Source organism: Streptomyces sp. NPDC019531, from assembly GCF_044903305.1.
GTDB lineage: Bacteria > Actinomycetota > Actinomycetes > Streptomycetales > Streptomycetaceae > Streptomyces.
Genome location: NZ_JBJDQL010000009.1, coordinates 44,525 through 61,502 on the forward strand (window position 1 = coordinate 44,525; position 16,978 = coordinate 61,502).

General features: G+C 70.4%; 15 protein-coding genes. 8 read left to right on the forward strand and 7 right to left on the reverse strand.

The features are described 5' to 3' along the window. Window positions 1-199 (forward strand): hypothetical protein (locus tag ACI2L1_RS13830; protein ID WP_404739544.1); only part of this gene is annotated, 199 nt, incomplete at its 5' end. Between the two features lie 199 nt (window positions 200-398). Then, window positions 399-3,599: an FxSxx-COOH system tetratricopeptide repeat protein gene (gene fxsT / locus ACI2L1_RS13835; RefSeq protein WP_404739545.1), complete on the forward strand. Its 3,201-nt coding sequence runs from the start codon at window positions 399-401 to the stop codon at window positions 3,597-3,599. Here fxsT and ACI2L1_RS13840 read toward each other — a convergent pair. From ACI2L1_RS13840 to ACI2L1_RS13855, 4 genes are all read right to left on the reverse strand, one after another. Continuing rightward, the gene (locus ACI2L1_RS13840) at window positions 3,557-4,309 is read right to left on the reverse strand and encodes a class I SAM-dependent methyltransferase (protein ID WP_404739546.1); all 753 of its coding nucleotides are present in this window, start codon (window positions 4,307-4,309) and stop codon (window positions 3,557-3,559) included. The genes fxsT and ACI2L1_RS13840 overlap by 43 nt on opposite strands. Before the next feature lie 73 nt (window positions 4,310-4,382). Continuing rightward, on the reverse strand, window positions 4,383-5,534 hold the full coding sequence (locus ACI2L1_RS13845; protein WP_404739547.1) for a damage-control phosphatase ARMT1 family protein: 1,152 nt from the start codon (window positions 5,532-5,534) through the stop codon (window positions 4,383-4,385). 102 nt (window positions 5,535-5,636) lie between these two features. After that, entirely contained in the window at window positions 5,637-6,287 is a 651-nt protein-coding gene (locus tag ACI2L1_RS13850; protein WP_404739548.1) for a ScbR family autoregulator-binding transcription factor, read from the reverse strand. 70 nt (window positions 6,288-6,357) lie between these two features. Continuing rightward, window positions 6,358-7,284 carry a ScbA/BarX family gamma-butyrolactone biosynthesis protein gene (locus ACI2L1_RS13855; RefSeq protein ID WP_404739549.1) on the reverse strand — a complete coding sequence of 309 codons (927 nt, stop codon included), beginning with the start codon at window positions 7,282-7,284 and terminating at the stop codon, window positions 6,358-6,360. A 145-nt stretch (window positions 7,285-7,429) separates the two neighbouring features. Between ACI2L1_RS13855 and ACI2L1_RS13860 the strand changes: the two genes are divergently transcribed. Next, window positions 7,430-8,092: a ScbR family autoregulator-binding transcription factor gene (locus ACI2L1_RS13860; protein ID WP_404739550.1), complete on the forward strand. Its 663-nt coding sequence runs from the start codon at window positions 7,430-7,432 to the stop codon at window positions 8,090-8,092. Between the two features lie 78 nt (window positions 8,093-8,170). On the opposite strand, the gene ACI2L1_RS13865 is transcribed toward ACI2L1_RS13860, so the two are convergent. Continuing rightward, window positions 8,171-9,952, reverse strand: a complete 1,782-nt coding sequence (locus ACI2L1_RS13865) for a S8 family peptidase (protein ID WP_404739551.1) — start codon at window positions 9,950-9,952, stop codon at window positions 8,171-8,173. A 366-nt stretch (window positions 9,953-10,318) separates the two neighbouring features. Here ACI2L1_RS13865 and ACI2L1_RS13870 point away from each other — a divergent pair, with 366 nt between their 5' ends. After that, window positions 10,319-11,260 carry a lytic polysaccharide monooxygenase gene (locus ACI2L1_RS13870; protein ID WP_404739552.1) on the forward strand — a complete coding sequence of 314 codons (942 nt, stop codon included), beginning with the start codon at window positions 10,319-10,321 and terminating at the stop codon, window positions 11,258-11,260. An 18-nt stretch (window positions 11,261-11,278) separates the two neighbouring features. On the opposite strand, the gene ACI2L1_RS13875 is transcribed toward ACI2L1_RS13870, so the two are convergent. Beyond that, on the reverse strand, window positions 11,279-11,950 hold the full coding sequence (locus ACI2L1_RS13875) for a Tat pathway signal sequence domain protein (RefSeq protein ID WP_404739553.1): 672 nt from the start codon (window positions 11,948-11,950) through the stop codon (window positions 11,279-11,281). Between the two features lie 683 nt (window positions 11,951-12,633). Here ACI2L1_RS13875 and ACI2L1_RS13880 point away from each other — a divergent pair. Together ACI2L1_RS13880 and ACI2L1_RS13885 are read left to right on the forward strand one after the other, a co-directional pair. Next, window positions 12,634-13,299, forward strand: coding sequence for a DUF6230 family protein (locus tag ACI2L1_RS13880; protein WP_404739554.1), 666 nt, complete (start codon window positions 12,634-12,636; stop codon window positions 13,297-13,299). Beyond that, complete coding sequence (locus ACI2L1_RS13885; protein WP_404739555.1) at window positions 13,299-13,844, forward strand: DUF6114 domain-containing protein; 546 nt, start codon at window positions 13,299-13,301, stop codon at window positions 13,842-13,844. Before ACI2L1_RS13880 ends, ACI2L1_RS13885 begins: the two co-directional genes overlap by 1 nt. Before the next feature lie 76 nt (window positions 13,845-13,920). Here the strand turns inward: ACI2L1_RS13885 and ACI2L1_RS13890 are convergent, their stop codons facing one another. Then, window positions 13,921-14,652, reverse strand: a complete 732-nt coding sequence (locus ACI2L1_RS13890; protein WP_404739556.1) for a Type 1 glutamine amidotransferase-like domain-containing protein — start codon at window positions 14,650-14,652, stop codon at window positions 13,921-13,923. Between the two features lie 213 nt (window positions 14,653-14,865). Here ACI2L1_RS13890 and ACI2L1_RS13895 point away from each other — a divergent pair, with 213 nt between their 5' ends. Continuing rightward, a complete protein-coding gene (locus tag ACI2L1_RS13895) occupies window positions 14,866-15,663 on the forward strand; it encodes an SAM-dependent methyltransferase (protein ID WP_404739557.1) in 798 nt (265 codons plus the stop codon). A 226-nt stretch (window positions 15,664-15,889) separates the two neighbouring features. After that, window positions 15,890-16,906: a substrate-binding domain-containing protein gene (locus ACI2L1_RS13900; RefSeq protein WP_404739558.1), complete on the forward strand. Its 1,017-nt coding sequence runs from the start codon at window positions 15,890-15,892 to the stop codon at window positions 16,904-16,906. The last annotated feature ends 72 nt before the right edge of the window (window positions 16,907-16,978 follow it).

A 16,978-nucleotide genomic window follows, 5' to 3' on the forward strand; every position in this document is an offset into this window, starting at 1 on the left:
GGGCACGGGCACGGGCACGGGCACGGGCACGGGCACGGGCACGGGCACGGGCACGGGCACGGGCACGGGCACGGGCACGGGCACGGGCACGGGCACGGGCAACGACACCATGCGGAGCGCGGCTCCCGGCGGGCTGTCGGCGCTCGCCGGGCATCCCGAGGCGTACGAGAGTCTGCGGGCAGCCTATCCGGGCCGGTGACGAGGTGGTCGTCTTCCACGCTTCCGCCCACCGTTCGGCGGGATCAAGTCCCCTCATGTCCGCCTGACATGAGAACCTGAAGACCTGAGAGGGTTCGGACGTAGCCGTCGAGGTATGTGCCGACAGGGGGTCCTCGTTGTTCGGGCCAGAGTTGTTCACCCAGACCGCTGCCGCCGCCGCGGGCACGATGGTCGGGCTGATGACCACGGATGCCTGGCAGGCTGCCCGGCACCGGATCGTGCGGTTCCTGCGGCGGGAGGACGTGGAGCGGCTGGACCGGGCGCGGGCGGCGCTGGACGCCGCGCCTCCCGGTCGGCAGGAGATCATCCTCCGGCAGCAGCGGGAGGAGTGGGACACGACCCTGCGCGGTCTGCTGGCCCAGCAACCGGCACTGTCCGATGTGCTGGCCGAGTTCGTCCAGGAGTTCTCCGGTCTGGCGCGGCCGATCCTCATCCAGGTCCAGCAGACCCCGGTGCTGGAGGCCGCCCGCACCCCGGGCGCGCTCACCGTGGCCCCGCCGCTGGGCCGCCTCGACCGCCGGGTGCGCGGCCGTGAACCGCTGCTCGGCACGCTCAAACAGCTGGTGGGCAAGCCGACTTCGGGTGTGCAGGTGCTGCACGGCATGGGCGGGGGCGGCAAGACGACCGTGGCGCTGGAGATCGCCGCGTACGCCGCCGCCCTGAACGTCGACGTGTGGTGGGTGACCGCGAAGAACCCCGCCACGCTGAGCGCCGGAATGCGCGAGGTGGTGGCCGCGCTCGGCACCCCCGCGGATCTCATCGACCGTGCCTGGTCGGGGCGTTCGAGCGCGACCGACCTGCTGTGGCGGCGGCTCTGCGACACCGCGAGCCCCTGGCTGCTGGTCGTGGACAACGCCGACGAGCCCGAACACCTTGCCCCGCACGGCCGGTTGGCGGAGGGCACGGGCTGGATCCGGCCGGCCGCGGAGCTGCCCGGCCTGGTGCTCATCACCAGCCGGGACAGCAGCCCGACGACCTGGGGACCCTGGGCGAAGCTGCACCCGGTGGACGCGCTGGAGGAGCGGGACGCCGCCGAGGTGCTGTGGGACCTCGCCGGGGAGCGGGCCGGCTCCCGCGAGGACGCCCGGCTGCTGGCCCGGCGGCTCGGCGGGCTGCCGCTGGCGTTGCGTATCGCGGGCTCGCATCTCGCGGCGGCCTCGGCGTTCCCCGCCTGGCCGGGCACGACGACCGTGCGGACGTACGCCGACTATCGCGCGGCCCTCGACGAGCGCTTCACCGAGCTCCTCGACGCGAACCCGCCCGGGCGGCCGGGCAGCGACTACTCCGTCCCGGTGACCGGCACATGGGAGCTCTCCCTGGACCTCCTGGAGCGGCGGGGCATCGGCAAGGCCAGGCCGCTGATGCGACTGCTGTGCTGCCTGGGCGAGGCTCCCGTGCCGCTGGTCGGCCTGTTACGCCCCGACCGGCTGGCGGACTCCTCGCTGCTGCCCGGTGTCACGCCCCAGGAGCTGTTCACCGCGCTCACCTCGCTCGCCGACTTCGGGCTGATCGAGCTGCACACCCCGCGCGGCGGCGACGACCACACGCGCACCCTGCTGATGCACCCGCTCGTCCGGGACGCCGGCCGGCTCCAACGGGACCTCGCCGAGCACATGGCGGAGTACGCGGCGGTCGTCTCCGACCTTGTCGTCTCCGCCACCGCCGAGCTGAGCGAGGACGATCCGCGGGACTGGCCGCGATGGCGGCTGCTGCTGCCGCACTGCGACGCCCCGCTGGCCCTGATCGGCGACCCGTACGAGGCGGACGACGACCTGGTCTCGAAGGCGCTGCGGGCGGCGGCCGCCGGGGCCCGGCATCTGATCCGCAGGGGCTGGCTGGACCGGGCGGAGGAAGTGCTGGAGGCCTGCGAGCCGATCGTGCTCGCCTGTGGGCCGCGCGATCCGGACGCCCTCGAAGTCCGGTCCGCCGCCGCCCACTTGCTCCACTTGCGGGGCCGGTTGCCGGCGGCCGAGTCGCTGCTTCGTTCCGTGCTGGAGGACACGCGAGCCCTGTTCGGTGACGCGGCCGGTGAGACCGCCGACGTCCGGTACGCACTCGCGAACCTGCTCAACGGCCGGGGCCGCCCTGTCGAGGCGGCGACCGAGTACCGCGCGGTCCATGCCACACGCCGGACCCTGCTGGGCGAGCGCGACCCCCGGACCCTCGCGGCCCGCAAGGGCGTGGCCTGGATGGCGCGCTACCGAGGGTTGCTCGCGGAGGCCGAGGAGGACTACCGCCTGCTCCTGGAGGCCTACCGGCAGACCCTCGGCGCAAACCATCCCGACACCCTGGTCACCCGGCACGAGATGGCCCAAGTGCTGCACGAACGCGGCATGTTCCGGCAGGCGGAGGAGGAGCTGCGGGAGACGCTCCGGGTGTGCGCGGACGTACTGGGCGAGCGCCACCCGAGCACCCTCGCCGTGCGCCACGACCTCGCGGACGTCCTGCGCGACCGCGGCCTGCTCGTGGAGGCCGAGCACGAGTTCCGTGCGGTGCTCGGGATGCGCGCGGACGCCTACGGCGAGGACCACCCGGAGACCGTGGCCGCCCGGCACGGCCTGGCCACCGTGCTGCGCGACCGGGGCTGGCCCACCGACGCGGAGACCGAGTTCCGGGAGGTCTTCGAGGTCCAGCGCAGACTGCTCGGCGACATGCACCCGCACACCCTGGTGGTCCGCCACAACCTGGCCGACCTGCTGATGGAGCGCGGCCAACTGGAGGCGGCCGAGGCGGAGTTCAGGGAGGTGTACGCGGCGCGCCGGACCGTTCTCGGCGAACAGCACCTGCTCACCCTCTCGGTACGGCACGGCGCCGCACACGTGCTGCACCTGCGGGGCCGCACGGACCGGGCCGAGACCGAGTACCGCACCGTCCTGGCGGACTGCGTCGACACCCTCGGCCCCCGCCACCCGGGCACCCTCGCGGTCCGCCACAACCTCGCCGACCTGCTCAAGGACCAGGGCCGACTCGCCGCGGCGGAACAGGAGTTCAGAGAGGTCTACGAGGCCCGGCGGACCGTCCTCGGCGAACAGCACCTGCTCACCCTCTCGGTACGCCACGGCGCCGCGCACGTCCTGCATCTGCGCGGGCACGTCGAACAGGCGGAGGCGGAGTACCGGACGGTGCTCGCGGACTGCGTGGCGACACTGGGCCCCCGGCATCCGGGGACGCTCGCGGTACGGCACAACCTGGCCGACCTGCTGTGCCTGAAGGGCGAACTCACGGCCGCCGAAGCGGAGTTCACGGAAGTCCGGGTTGCGTGCGAGGAGGTCCTGGGGCTACGGCATCCACGCACCCTGGCCGCCCAGAACGCCCTCGCCCGCCTGCGCTCGGAGGATCAGGCGCCCAGTGATCCCGACTCGGCCGCCGCCGGTTCGTAGCCCGGGAAGCGGGCCGGGATCTGCCCGAGGTCCCACAACGCGAGCGACTTGTCGTCGTAGAAGTCGTCGGACTCGTCGTCGCCGATGACCTGCAGCGGTTCGGGCAGCCCGAAGGGGGCGAGCCGGAGGTTGATCGGCCGCCACCAGCCGGTGACGATGTCCGTGTTGGCCGGCGTCCGGGAGAAGGTGGTGGTGAGCAGATAGCGCGAGCCGCTCTCCCGGAACCGGGTCAGCGCCTCCACCACATGCTGGTAGGAGAAGTGCACGAGGGCGTCCCGGCACACGATGAGGTCGACGCGCGGCACCGGTTGCGCGGTGAAGTCGAGTAGCTGGAACTCCCGCCCGGACCCCGGGTGGTTGGCCCGGTTGGCCTCGACGAGCTCCGCGACGACGTCCCCGCCGAGGTAGGAGGCGCCGTCCAGTTCGACATACCGCATCCAGTTGAAGTCTCCGCACGGCGCGTCCAGCACCGACCGGACACCCAAGTCCTTGATGAGACCGCCGAGTCGGGCGATCACCCGCTTCATGCGCTGCAGCTCGGAGCCCGGTCCTGAGCGGGTCTCGTCGGAACCCCAGCGGTTGGTGCGGTAGATGTCCGTGAACACGTCGTGCAGGTCCGCGTCGTCACGGGCGTCCGTGACATCGACATAGCGCCGTGCGTCCACGTCGTAGACGGGCTCCCCAGGATTGCTCAGGTACCGCGGGGTCAATGACGTCCTCTTTCGCTGCCCGTCGGCGGGACGTATGGCAGCCCACCGGTACAAGTCGGCAGCATAACGCTCCTCAGGGCCGGACCTGGATGAGCGCGTGGGTCCCACCGGTCCGCCAGCGCTGCCCCTCCGCGGCGACCAGCGCGGCCTCCGTACGATCGTCGAGCCCGGTGATCACATCCGACTTCAGCGTGCGCAGGGCGGCGACCGGCCCCGGGAAGTACGCGGTCACGTCGGCGAAGGACGTGGTCGGCGCCCACCACCGGTCCCCCACCAGCCGCCGGTAGTTGAGGTCCCCCTTCAGCACGGTCAGTGCGGCCCCGCCGATCTCCGTACGAAGGTCGTCGGGCATGTCCGAGTACGGCAGCGGAGCGCAGGAGTACGGGTGCGCACGCACTTCGAGCCGCCCGTCGGCCATGGCCTCCCACAGCCGACGCCCGTACGCCGCGGCCTCTCCCGGGGCCCGCACGAGCCGGCGCAGCGCGTCGACCACGTCGGCGGTGGTCGCGTCGGAGACGTAGTAGGGGTAGGGCTTCACGTGCAGAACGGCCCGGTCGATACGGGCGTGTTCGAGCAGGTGGGAGATGAGCAGCAGATCGGGAATCAGCTCCCGGCCGGCGTTGTCGGCGATGACACAGAGGGTGCCTCCGCCGTCGAGCAGCGACCAGAGCCGGTCACTGTCGTCGGCGACCAGATCGGGTACGGCGTCGCGCCCCTCGGCCTCACCGTCGGAGAGCCGGAACCCGAGGTCGGCGCGGTTGCCCCACAGCGACCCGTGCAGCAGGGCCGCGCCCCGCTCCTCGACCGACCGCGAGGCGAGCTCGTCCAGCGCCTTCAACTCCTCGTCCGTCTCCGGGGATTCGAGCTCGGCGAGCTTGGAGGGCCGGAACGGATCGATTCCGCGCCAGGGTCCGTCTCCGAAGTACCCCACGGCGTCCAGAAGCCGCCGATAGAAATAGCTCTCGGACCACAGCCAGGGCACGTCGAACCAGGGCTGCCCGACGTAGGTGTCGATCCCCCACTCGTCCCACGCCCCGCCGGGGAGCGGTTCGATCACACCCTTGGTACAGCTGTCGAGCAGTGCGTCGAGCGCACGGTGCTGTTCGGGACCGTACGGAAAGCTCTCCCGCACCTGCCGGATGATCGCGGGATGCCGCTCGGCAAGCACGCTGTACGGAAAGGACCCGGGTTCATTGCCGAAGATGACATCCGCACGGAAGGACATGCGCCGACTGTAACCACCTCAGGGGCGCGGGGCCGTATCGATCTGCGGCTACCGCCGCGCGGGCGCGACCGGCCACAGCGAACCCGCACCCCGCAACGGCGCTCACCCACCGCCCCGGGACTCCTGCTCCAGCTGGCTGACCAGCGCCAGATACCGCGCCCGCCGAGGCACCGGCACCAGTCCCCGGATCATCACGTGCCACATCTCCGCGAGCCGCCGCGGCTGCCGCCCCACCGGCTCCAGATGCCGGCCCACCACCCGCGTCCCGACGAAGAAGCACACCAGCGAGTGGGCAACCGCGTCCACATCGGTCTCCGGATGAAGGTCGGCCTCCTTGACCGCCCCCGACAACTTCCCCGTGGCAAGCTCCAGCCACTCCGTGAACGGATGCCGGAGCGGCGGCCGCACCTCCACTCCGCCCGTGGCGAGCCTGAGCCCGGCCCGAAGCACGGGCCCCTCGACCGAGAGGCGCGCTATCTGGAAGGTGATCCGGACCAGCGCCTCCAGCGAGGTGTACCCGCGGGCGTCCATGTCCCCCGCCACCTGTCGCGACGCCCGCGACTGGATCTCCATGATCGCGTGGGCGAGATCGTCCTTCGCGGCGAAGTGGAAGTACAGCGCGCCTTTGGTGACCTGAGCATGTTCGACGATGTCGCTGAGACTCGTCGATTCATAGCCGCGGCGGTCGAACAGATCGGCGGCGGCGCTGATGATCGTCGCTCGGGTCTGTTCAGCGCGTAACTGCCTCGGCATCGACTGCACACTCCTGGTACGGAAAAGAACGGGTCATGCCGTTTGTTTCTTACTCCCTGTACACGATATCTCACCCTGCGACGGCGCCCACACGGCACTCGAAGGCCACCGATTCCCCTTGCAGCGCGACGACTTGTACGTCTGCGCCGTCCTCGTCGCTCACCTCGATCCAGACCGGTCGGTCGAGCTCGGCGTACTGGTGAAACATGGCGCGGAAGGACACCGGCACCCGCCCGGCTCCGCCTTCACGGGCCCGCACGGCCTGCCGGGCGGCCTCCAGGAGGAGCATGCCGGGGATGTGGTCCAGTGGATGATCGAAGAAAACAGGATGCGCGGTATCGACCCGAAGACGCCAGCGGCCCGGGCGGGTGTCGGGCGCCAGGAGCACGTCCACGCTCAGGGACCGTCCCACCGTGTCGGCGGGTAACACCTGCGGCAGCGGCCGCGGCAGCCGCAGGGCACCGACGTCGGCGGTACGGCCCCCTCGTAGTCGGCGGTAGACGGACTCGTTCGTCCAGCTCACGGCGATGCGGCCGGTCGCCACGCGTTCACCGCCCAGGTGTACGACAGCGTCGTAGCGGAGTGCGACCGGGCGGCCGGCCCGGCGGCGGACCTCTGCGACGGTGATGTCGACGACGGGTTCCGCGGGGGCGGCACCGACTGCGAGGTGCTCGGGACGGGTGTCGATGCACAGCTCCTGGAGGACGAACTGCTGACCGAGCGGGACCTGGTAAGCGGCGTGGGCGAGAAGCGCCCCGCACTGGCGGACCGTTTCTGCAACCAGCAGCGGCTCATAGGCGGAACGGTCTGCGGACACGTGTAACTGGTGGGCGCGCGGCCACTGTGCGGTGATGGTGAATCGGTCGGTGTCCGTCCTGGTCCAGCCGGTGAGGAGGATCTCCGCGACGGCCACTCGGTGCACGAACTCACGCGGGACGGTCGCCGTCAGCGGCCCTGGCCCGGCCGGGGTCTCCGTGAACGGCCGCAACTCTGGCATGTTTCCCCCTCGTTCCTCCGAAGCGATGACGGACGGCGAGGTGCTCGTGCCGGTGAGCGATAGAGTACGAGGGATTCCGGTCTGTTTTCAATGTGACCTGATCGAGACCGGACTGGATCCGACTCGGCTCATGGGAGGGGTTCTTGTGGCGAGACAGGAGCGCGCCATCAGGACACGCAGAACGATCGTGGAGGCCGCGGGCGCCGTCTTCGACGAGCACGGGTACGCCGCGAGCACCATCGCGATGGTGCTGGAGCGGGCCGACGTCACCAAAGGTGCCCTGTATTTCCACTTCCCCTCCAAGGAGTCCCTCGCCCAGGCGGTGCTCGACGAGCAGTTGTCGCTGGGGGCGGTCCCGCCGCATCCGTGCAAGTTGCAGGAGATCGTGGACATCACGTTCGTCTTCGGGCAGCGGCTGCGGAGCAACTCCCTGCTGAAGGGCAGCGTGCGGCTGACGGTGGAGCAGTGCGCGCCGCCCGGTGTCGATCACACAGGACCGTTCCGGCAGTGGAGCGAGCATCTGAGGTCGATGCTGCAAGAGGCCGGGGAACAGGGCGAGTTGCTGCCGATGGTGGAGCCGCGGGACACCGCGGATCTGCTGGTCGGGGCGTTCGCCGGGGTCCAGCTGATGTCACGGGCGCTCAGCGGGCGGGAGGATCTGGGGCACCGGATCTCCGTCATGTGGGCCCATGTGCTGCCGAGCATCGCGGTGCCGGGGCTGCTGATCGGCCTCGACAGCCGTCCCGACCGCGGGGCACGTGTGCTGGCGTCGGTGGAGAGCGGCGAGCTGGTGGGCGCGCAGTCGTGATGCGGGGCACCACACAACACGATGGGCCGGCCGGTGCCCTAACGGCACCGACCGGCCCATCTCCGTGGGGAAGTTGACTCAGAAGGTCAGCTTCCAGCTGTTGAGCGTGCCCGTGTCCTGCGCCGCCGTGTCCTGGACGCGGAGCTTCCAGGTGCCGTTGGCGGTCTCGGAGGAGGCGTTCACGGTGTAGGTGGTGTTGACGTTGTCGGCGGAGTCCGAGGAGCTCGCCGCCTTCAGGCTGTACACCGTGCCGTCCGGGGCGACGAGGCTGATCACCAGGTCGCCTCGGTAGGTGTGGGTGATGTCGACGCCGACCTGGAGCGTCGAGGGGGCGTTGCCGCTGCGGCCGCTGACGGCGATGGAGGACTCGATCGCGGAGGAGTTGTCCGGGATGGAGACGGCGGTCGAGTTGGAGAACGTCGTCCCCGTCGTCGTACCGCCGCTCACGGCCGCCACCGTCTTCGCCGCGTCCGCGAGGCCCGCGCCGCAGCCACCCGAGCAGGCACCCGGCAGAGCGCGGGCGTTGTTCTTGATGGCGGTCTCGATCTGCGCCGGGGTCAGCGAGGAGTTGGCCGACTTCACCAGCGCGACCAGGCCCGCGATGTGCGGGGTGGCCATGCTGGTGCCCTGGTAGTAGGCGTACGACTCCGAGGACGGCGTGGAGGCACCGGAGTTGAGCGTGGACAGGATGCCGTTGGCGGTGCCGGTGCTGGTCTGGCCGCCGGGGGCCGAGATGTCCACGAGGGAGCCGTAGTTGGAGTAGGAGGCCTTGGCACCCGCGCGGTTGGTCGCGGCGACCGAGATGATGTTGTTGCAGTTGCCCGGCGAGTGGCCGGAGACGTTCTCGTTGTCGTTGCCGGCGGCCACGACGACGGTCGTACCGCGGCTGACGGCGTTGTTGATGGCGGTCTGGGTCGCCGAGGTGCAGGCTCCGTCGCCGCCGAGGCTCATGTTGATGACCTTGGCCACATTGGAGTTGGCGGGCACGCCGGAGACGGTGCCGCCGGACGCCCAGGTGATGGCGTCGATGATGTCGGAGTCGTAGCCGCCGCACTTGCCGAGCACACGCACCGGGGAGATCTTCGCGCCGTACGCGATGCCCGCGACGCCCTTGCTGTTGTTCGTGACCGCGGCGATGGTGCCGGCGACGTGCGTGCCGTGCCAGGAGGAGCTGGAGGCCGGAATCCCGGAGCCGCACTCGTTGGCGGCGTAGTAGTCGCCCGGGTCGGCCGGGTTGCTGTCGCGGCCGTTGCCGTCGACGGAGACCGCGGTGTCGGAGATGAAGTCGTAGCCGCCGACGATGTTCGCGGCGAGGTCGGAGTGGGTGACGTAACCGGTGTCGATGACGGCGACGGTGACGCCGGTGCCGGTGGACTTGGTCCAGGCGCCGGGCACGTTCATGCCGGCGGTCGTCTCGAACAGGTCCCACTGCTTGGCGTACTCGGTGTCGTTCGGGTCGGCCTGCGGCTTGTTCAGGCGGTCCGGTACGACGTAGGCGACCTGCGGGTCGGCCTTGAACTCGGCGACGGCGTCGGCGACTTCGGTCTTGCTGGGGTCCGCGCCCAGGTCGACGAGGGCGGCACCGGTGCCGAGGCGGCGCTCGAAGTCGGCGTCCTTGGCGGCGGCGTCGGCCTCGGCGGCCTTGTTCGACGTGGCTTCGGCGGCGCCGGATCTGTAGCCGACGATGAGGCGTTCGGCCTGGATGCCGGGAGCGGCCTCGGTGAGTGCGGCCGGGACGGCGGCTTCCCGGACGGGGGTGTCCTGGGCGACGGCGACGGAGGCCGTACCGACCGAGAGCAGGGCGGCGGAGACGGCGGCGACGGATATCAGCTTCCGCCGGAGGGAGGGGGAGGTACGCAAGGGCTTGCCTTTCGTGGCCGTGCTCCGGGCAGCGCGGAGCGGCAGTCGAATCGCTTCGTCGATGAAGCGGCGGGGGGTGAAGCCAAGAGCGCAACGGCCGGCCAGACGGGGAGCATGACCCGTTCGGGGTTGCCTGTGGGTCAGCTGTGGTCGAACGATAGGCAAAGAGCAGGTCATGCGGATACAGGGGAAACCCTTGATCCGGCCGGGAACCCACCCTCTGCGATGGCCGGTTGACCGATGGCGGCTGCTTTGCCCTCGTCTGCGCGGAGGCGGGCACCTGGGTGCTCCGGTGAACGCGTGGGGCCCGTGTCCCGTACTGCACGGAAGCCCGTCTTTCCCGCGTCGCCCGAGGAGGCGTTCCGGATGGCCCGGATGCCCTGGACCACAGCCCGCCGTACGAGTGCGGCGGTCGCCGCCGTGACGCCCTTCCTGCTGACCGTGTTCGCGGCGGCGCCCGCGCAGGCCCATGGCGCCCCCACGGATCCGGTCAGCCGGGTCTTCGCCTGCTCCCCCGACGGCGACTCGTCGGGGACCGCCGCATGCCGGTCGGCCATCACGGCGAACGGCTCGCCCTTCACGGCGTGGGACAACCTGCGGGTCGCGAACGTGAACGGTCGGGACCGGCAGACCATCCCGGACGGCAAGCTGTGCAGCGGGGGACTTCCCGCCTATCAGGGCCTCGACCTGGCCCGCGCCGACTGGCCGTCGACACGCCTGTCCCCCGGCGCGACGCTGACCATGAAGTACGTCTCGACGATCCCGCACACCGGCACGTTCCGGATGTACCTCACCGAGCCCGGCTACGACCCCTCGAAGCCGCTGAAGTGGTCGGACCTGCCGGAGCAGCCGTTCGCTCAGGTGAAGGACCCGGCACTGACGAACGGCGCGTACCGGATCAGGATGACGCTGCCGAAGGACCGCACGGGACGGCAGGTGCTGTACACGATCTGGCAGAACAGCAGTACGGCGGACACGTACTACTCGTGTTCGGACGTGGTGTTCCCGGCGGCGGCCGAGGAGGACGGGAGCGGTGCGAGTGCCCCGTCGCCGACCCCGACGAAGGCCGTGAAGGAGGCCGCGAAGAAAAAGCCGGGGAAGAGTCCGTCGCCGACCGCCTCCGCCGCCGCTCCCACGCCGAGTCCGTCCGTGGCCCGTTCGGCGGGCACCGCCGCGGACTCCGCTCCGGTGGCCGCCGACGCCGAACCCGCCTCCGGCCCTTCCGCGCCCATGCTTGCGGGCGGCGCCGCCGCGGTGCTGGTGCTCACCGGGGGCGCCGCCCTGGCGCTTCGTCTGCGCCGGCGCTGAACTACCGCTTCACGCGGGTCAGTTCACGTAGACGGCCTCGCCGCCGGTGGTCACCTGGGCGTACTTCGCGGTCCAGTAGCCGCTGCTGGGGCACAGCGAGGAGCCGGACGTCCGGGTGAACTGCTGGTTGGTGAAGGCGATGCTGTTGTCGGTGTTGGAGGCCGTGCCGGCGAGGCTGCCGTTTGTCGCCTGGTAGACGCAGGTGACGCTGCCCAGCAGGGTGCTCAGCACGACGGTGGTCTGGATCGTGGAGCCGCTCGCCGGGGTCACGGCGACGGTGCCGTCGGAGGCCACGGTGGTGGTGTACGGCAGGTTGTTGACCGTGACGCTGGTGACGCCGAGGACCCCGACGTTGTTCGAGGTGCAGTTGGCGAAGGTGTGCGCGGTGAGCGACTCGGTGGCCGTGCCGGGAGCGGTCGGGTTGCCGCCCGTGCCGACCGTGGCGGTGAACTGCGAGGTGGTGCAGGTGATGCCGGTGGTGCCGGTCGAGCTGGAGTAGAGGGTGGCGGTGGTACCGCTGGCCAGGGGCGCGGTGATGGTCGCGCCGTCGGCGACGTTGGTGCCACCGACGCCGCCGGTGGTGAGGACCGCGATGTCGGCCGCCGCGGCGGGGGCGGACGCGGCCACGGCCACGGGCAGCGCGAAGGCGGCGGCAGCGGCGGTGAGGGAGACCAGGGAACGCATACGCATGCGGGATTGCCTCTTTCGTGAGGTGGGGGTGCGAGGGTGGGTGTGGGGGAGCGCGGACGCGCCTCGGCGTCCGCCGTTGCCGCCCCGTCACGCCTTCTCCGTACGTGACGGACCGGCAACGGCAGCCGGCCGGTGACCGGCCGGAGGCCCAATGGGGGAGGGCTCCGGCCGGGCCGGGCGGGAGGTGGCGAGCCCGCTACGGCCCAGGGGGGAAGCGGCCGTTTCGGGTGCCGTGGAAGATCGGACTCGAACGGTGAAGAGCCCGTGACGGACAGACGGTCCGGGAATGCGGGCAGGTGCCGCCCGGCGGCTTGGATCCGGCGCCACGGATCCGAAGAAGCCAGGGAGAGTTGTAGACCTGATCATCCGTCAACGTCAAGGCGCAGTAAGGCAGTTGATCTTCGAACGGCGCATTTCCACAGCCTTTTCCGACCGGCCGAACGTTGTTGATCACAACTGGAACATAATCAACACCCTTTACTCACAACTTGCTTGACCCATGGTCGTAACCGCCGGTAACTTCCGAGGCGTTACTGCGGAGTACGGGAAAGCCCTTGCACCCGCCGGGAGTTGCCGGGAGCTGTGCGCCGCAGCCACTGTCCGCGCCAGGACAACAAGCCAATGAAGCCGCACAATCCGCACGTGAGCCCCACTTGCGTTGACTATGCCCCTGGGAGCAGCACATGGCCTCGTCCGTCGGCACCACCTCTGAGACCCCCGACAGCGGTTCCGCACCCGAAGCCCCCGACGGCTCCGCGAGACGCGGTCGGGTCCGGGGGCGCCGGGCCGCGATCATGGCGGTACCGGCCGTCGCGATCACCGCGGGTCTCGCGATCATGACCGCCGAGGGCGCGCTGGGCGTCCAGTTCGCCATCTCCGGCATGCCCTTCACGGTCACCGCGACACAGCTCGACGGCACCGGGTTCGAGCAGTTCGGCGGGCTCGACAACATGGCCGACAACAGCCCGAACGCCGGCGACACCGGTGGCCAGGTGCTGGTCGTGACCTCCGCCATCAAGAACGCGACGCTCACCAAGCTGTGCCAGAGCGTCGACCTGGGCGGCACCAACCTGCTCATCAAGGCGGGCGGCGGGGACAAGAAGGTCGAGGCGACCGACCTGACCACGGACTCGACCGAGCTGACCGGTGACGCCTCCTTCGACAACATCGAGATCGGCAACGACGCCAGCACCCTCACCAAGGCGGGTGTGAAGGGTCCCCTCGGCGTCTTCAGCCAGCAGGCCGACACCGTGCACATCGCCAACCTGCGGCAGACCAACTACGCGACCACCGCAGCGGTGTTCAAGCTGCCCGGCCTCAAGCTCAGCTTCAGCAGCACGGGTTGCTGATGGAGGGCCAGGAGCCGGAGGGCGGGCACGGGACTCCGGGCGAACAGCAGTCCGTGGGCGGCCAGGACGGCTTCACCCGCTGGGTGTACGGACGGCCCTTCTGGGGCGGGCTGTGGCTTACCCTGGGCGGTGCGTTGACCCTGCTCACCATGAAGGCCTCGCTGAAGGTCGTCCTGCACGTCGGCATGCAGGGGCTGGCGGGTTACCTCCTGCCGACCCTGATGATCGTGCTGGGTCTGCTGATCCTCTTCAGCCCGGCCCAGCGCCTGTTCTACTCGATCGTCGGTGTCCTGCTCTCCCTGGGCACCTGGGTCACCTCGAACATGGGCGGCTTCATGATCGGCCTTCTCCTGGGGGTCGTGGGCAGTTGCCTGACCTTCGGCTGGATGCCCGACCAGGATCCTCATGTGAGCCGCCGGGAGCGGCGCAGGACGGCAGAGCGGGCGGCGCAGGACGGGCCGGCGACCGACACGGGACACCCCGGCACCGGAGCCGACACGGCCCAGGCCGGAATGACCGCCGGCACACCGCAGACCGCCCAGTGACCCGACTGCGCGGGCCGCTCTCGCAACCGGCTCGCGCACCCGCCTCCCGAGGCACGGACCGCGCAGGCACCGCCCGCTACACGCCGGGCAGCCTGCGCGGTTCCACGCGTTCCTCGACCGCCGTGTCGCCCTCGCGTGTGACGACGTAGGCACCCTTCCCGGGCAACTCGCTGACCGCCTCGACGAGTTCGGTGCCGCGGTACACCAGTCCCACCCCGTCGTCCGTGCAGTGGGTGACGGGCAGGGTGCCGTCCGCGACCAGCCGGTGGACCAGCGGGCGGCGGCCCGGATCACTGTCGTAGTGCACGCCGTTGCCGTACGGCAGAAAGCCCAACGCGTCGGTCAGCGGGCGGAGTTCGGGGCCGTACGAGTCGGTGGTGCCGCCCTCGAACCAGCACAGGGAGCCCGCGCTGACCCCGCTCAGTACCACGCCGGACTCCCAGGCCGCCCGCATGATCCGGTCGAGTCCATGGACCCGCCACACGGCGAGCAGGTTGGCCACCGAGCCGCCCATGACCCACACCACGTCCTGCTCACGTACGGTGCCCTCGATGTCGTCCAGGTTGGGCATGGGGAAGAGCTGGAGCGGGGTGAGGTCGAAGCCGGCGACCCGCGCCGCCTCGTGCATCCGCGCCGTGAAGTGCTCGGCGTCCCCGATGGCCGTGCCGACGTACATCACGCGCGGCCTGCGGCCGTGGGCGCCCGAGAGGTCGACGGCGTGGTGGACCAGGGCGTGGAACGACACCATGGTGCGACCGCCGGTGCGGTGTCCTCCGGAGGTGGCGACGATCGTCGGTTCTGGGGCCATTCGCGTGATCCTAGCCAGCGCTCGCGCGAGGAGATGCCGTACCCGCGGTCGTGCGCGGAGGCCGCGCTGCGGGTGGTGGGCCCTCATCGGGCGGCCGGTCACGGACGTGGTATCGGGGATTTACACCATCTCCGGCGCCCAGGCCGCGGAAAAACCCGCACCGTCTGGGCGACCCCCGGGTCGGAACAGAGTTGTCGGTGGGACGGTAGGTGCATGGAGTCAGACATCGACACCGGGAGCGCGCACTCCGCGCGGATCTACGACTACATCATCGGCGGCAAGGACCATTACCCGGCGGACCGTGAGGCGGGAGACGCCATGGTCCGTGAGTGGCCCGCGCTGCCGGTCCACATGCGGGCCAACCGCGACTTCATGAACCGCGCGGTGCGCCATCTCGCCGAGGCGGCGGGCATACGGCAGTTCCTCGACATCGGGACCGGCATCCCGACCTCCCCCAACATCCACGAGATCGTGCAGTCGGTGTCGCCCGACTCGCGCGTGGTGTACGTCGACAACGACCCGCTCGTGCTGCGCCTGTCCCAAGGACTGCTCAACAGCACACCCGAGGGCCGGACTTCGTACATCGAGGCGGACATGCGGGACCCGGCGGGCATCCTCGACGCGCCGGAGTTGCGGGCGACGCTGGATCCGGCCGAGCCGGTGGCGCTGTTGGTGATCGCGATCGTGCACTTCATGATGGACGAGGACGACGCCGTGGGAATCGTGCGCCGGCTCCTCGACCCGCTGCCGTCCGGGAGTTACCTCGCGATGTCCATCGGCACCGCGGAGTTCGCCCCGGACGAGGTCGGCCGGGTGGCCCGGGAGTACGCGGCGCGGGGCATGCCGATGCGGCTGCGCACCCACGCCGAGGCCGAGGAGTTCTTCACGGGTCTTGAACTCGTGGAGCCGGGCGTCGTGCAGGTGCACAAGTGGCATCCCGACGGCACCGGCACCGAGGTGATCCGGGACGCGGAGATCGCGATGTACGGGGTGGTGGGGCGCAAACCATGACGCATGCCGCGACACAACCCTGCTACCGTCACCCCCCACTGCCCGCTGACCTGGAGATCATTACGATGCGGAACCGAGAACTCACTACAAGGGGCTGATCACTTGACTACCGGCGGTCACACACGGTTGGCTCCTGGCAAGTGAAAGTTCAATCGGCCGACGCGCCCGCGTTCCGGCCACACTTTTGTGTTCCGCCTGCTCGGCCGCACAGCGAGGTGCCGCACCCATGAACACTCCTCCTCCACCTCGGGCTTCCTCCAGATCCGTACGCGTGACCGCCCTCACCGCCGTCGCCCTTCTGCTGCTCGTCGGCTGCTCCGGTACCGGCGGCGACTCCCGGCTCAGTACGGGCGCGGGCGCGGCGGACGGCGCGGGCACCGCCGGGCTGAAGATCGCCCTGATCACCCACGGCGGCGAAGGTGACGCCTTCTGGGAGCTGGTGCGGAAGGGAGCCGAGGCCGCCGCCGCCAAGGACGGTGTCGAGCTGTCGTACGCGAACGACTCCGACCCGGCGGGGCAGGCCCAGTTGGTGCGTGACGCGATCGGCGACCGGGTCGACGGCATCGCGGTGACCCTGGCCAAGCCGACCGCGATGAAGGCGCCGGTGGCCGCGGCCCGCGCGGCGGGCATCCCGGTGGTGGGCCTCAACTCCGGTATCGACGCCTGGAAGTCGCAGGGCCTGCTTGAGTACTTCGGCCAGGACGAGAGCGTGGCCGGCGCGGCCGTCGGGAAAAAGCTGAACGAGCTGAAGGCCAAGCACACGCTGTGCGTCATCCACGAGCGGGGCAATGTCGCCCTGGAGGCGCGCTGCGCCGGGGTGAAGAAGACGTTCGGCGGGGAGACCGAGAACGTGTACGTCGAGGGCACCGACTCCGAGGCCGTGAACACCGTACTCACGGCCAAGCTGCGCCAGGATCCCGGGATCGACGAAGTGGTCACCCTCGGCGCGCAGTTCGCGCTGGGCGCCGTGGGATCGGTGAAGGCGGCCGGCAGCAAGGCCAAGGTCGCCACCTTCGACCTCAACAGCGACCTGGTGAAGTCGGTCCGCGCCGGGAACGTACAGTTCGCCGTGGACCAGCAGCCGTATCTGCAGGGCTACCTCGCGGTGGACTCGCTGTGGCTGTACAAGACCAACGGCAACGTCAGCGGGGGCGGTGTGGCTCCGGTGCTGACCGGGCCCGCGTTCGTCACCCGCACGAATGTCGCCGCGGTTGCGAAGTTCGCCGCCGCCGGCACCCGTTGACCCTTTCCCAGGAAAACCGCTTCTCAGGAAAACCGCTCGCCAGGAACCACTCCCCCTGACCGCCCAAGGACG

Bases quoted from the DNA above. Each gene is read 5' to 3' on its own strand.
- fxsT (WP_404739545.1), top strand. From the start codon at position 399: ATGACCACGGATGCCTGGCAGGCTGCCCGGCACCGGATCGTGCGGTTC.
- ACI2L1_RS13845 (WP_404739547.1), bottom strand. From the start codon at position 5,534: ATGTCCTTCCGTGCGGATGTCATCTTCGGCAATGAACCCGGGTCCTTT.
- ACI2L1_RS13850 (WP_404739548.1), bottom strand. From the start codon at position 6,287: ATGCCGAGGCAGTTACGCGCTGAACAGACCCGAGCGACGATCATCAGC.
- ACI2L1_RS13855 (WP_404739549.1), bottom strand. From the start codon at position 7,284: ATGCCAGAGTTGCGGCCGTTCACGGAGACCCCGGCCGGGCCAGGGCCG.
- ACI2L1_RS13870 (WP_404739552.1), top strand. From the start codon at position 10,319: ATGGCCCGGATGCCCTGGACCACAGCCCGCCGTACGAGTGCGGCGGTC.
- ACI2L1_RS13875 (WP_404739553.1), bottom strand. From the start codon at position 11,950: ATGCGTATGCGTTCCCTGGTCTCCCTCACCGCCGCTGCCGCCGCCTTC.
- ACI2L1_RS13880 (WP_404739554.1), top strand. From the start codon at position 12,634: ATGGCCTCGTCCGTCGGCACCACCTCTGAGACCCCCGACAGCGGTTCC.
- ACI2L1_RS13885 (WP_404739555.1), top strand. From the start codon at position 13,299: ATGGAGGGCCAGGAGCCGGAGGGCGGGCACGGGACTCCGGGCGAACAG.
- ACI2L1_RS13890 (WP_404739556.1), bottom strand. From the start codon at position 14,652: ATGGCCCCAGAACCGACGATCGTCGCCACCTCCGGAGGACACCGCACC.
- ACI2L1_RS13895 (WP_404739557.1), top strand. From the start codon at position 14,866: ATGGAGTCAGACATCGACACCGGGAGCGCGCACTCCGCGCGGATCTAC.
- ACI2L1_RS13900 (WP_404739558.1), top strand. From the start codon at position 15,890: ATGAACACTCCTCCTCCACCTCGGGCTTCCTCCAGATCCGTACGCGTG.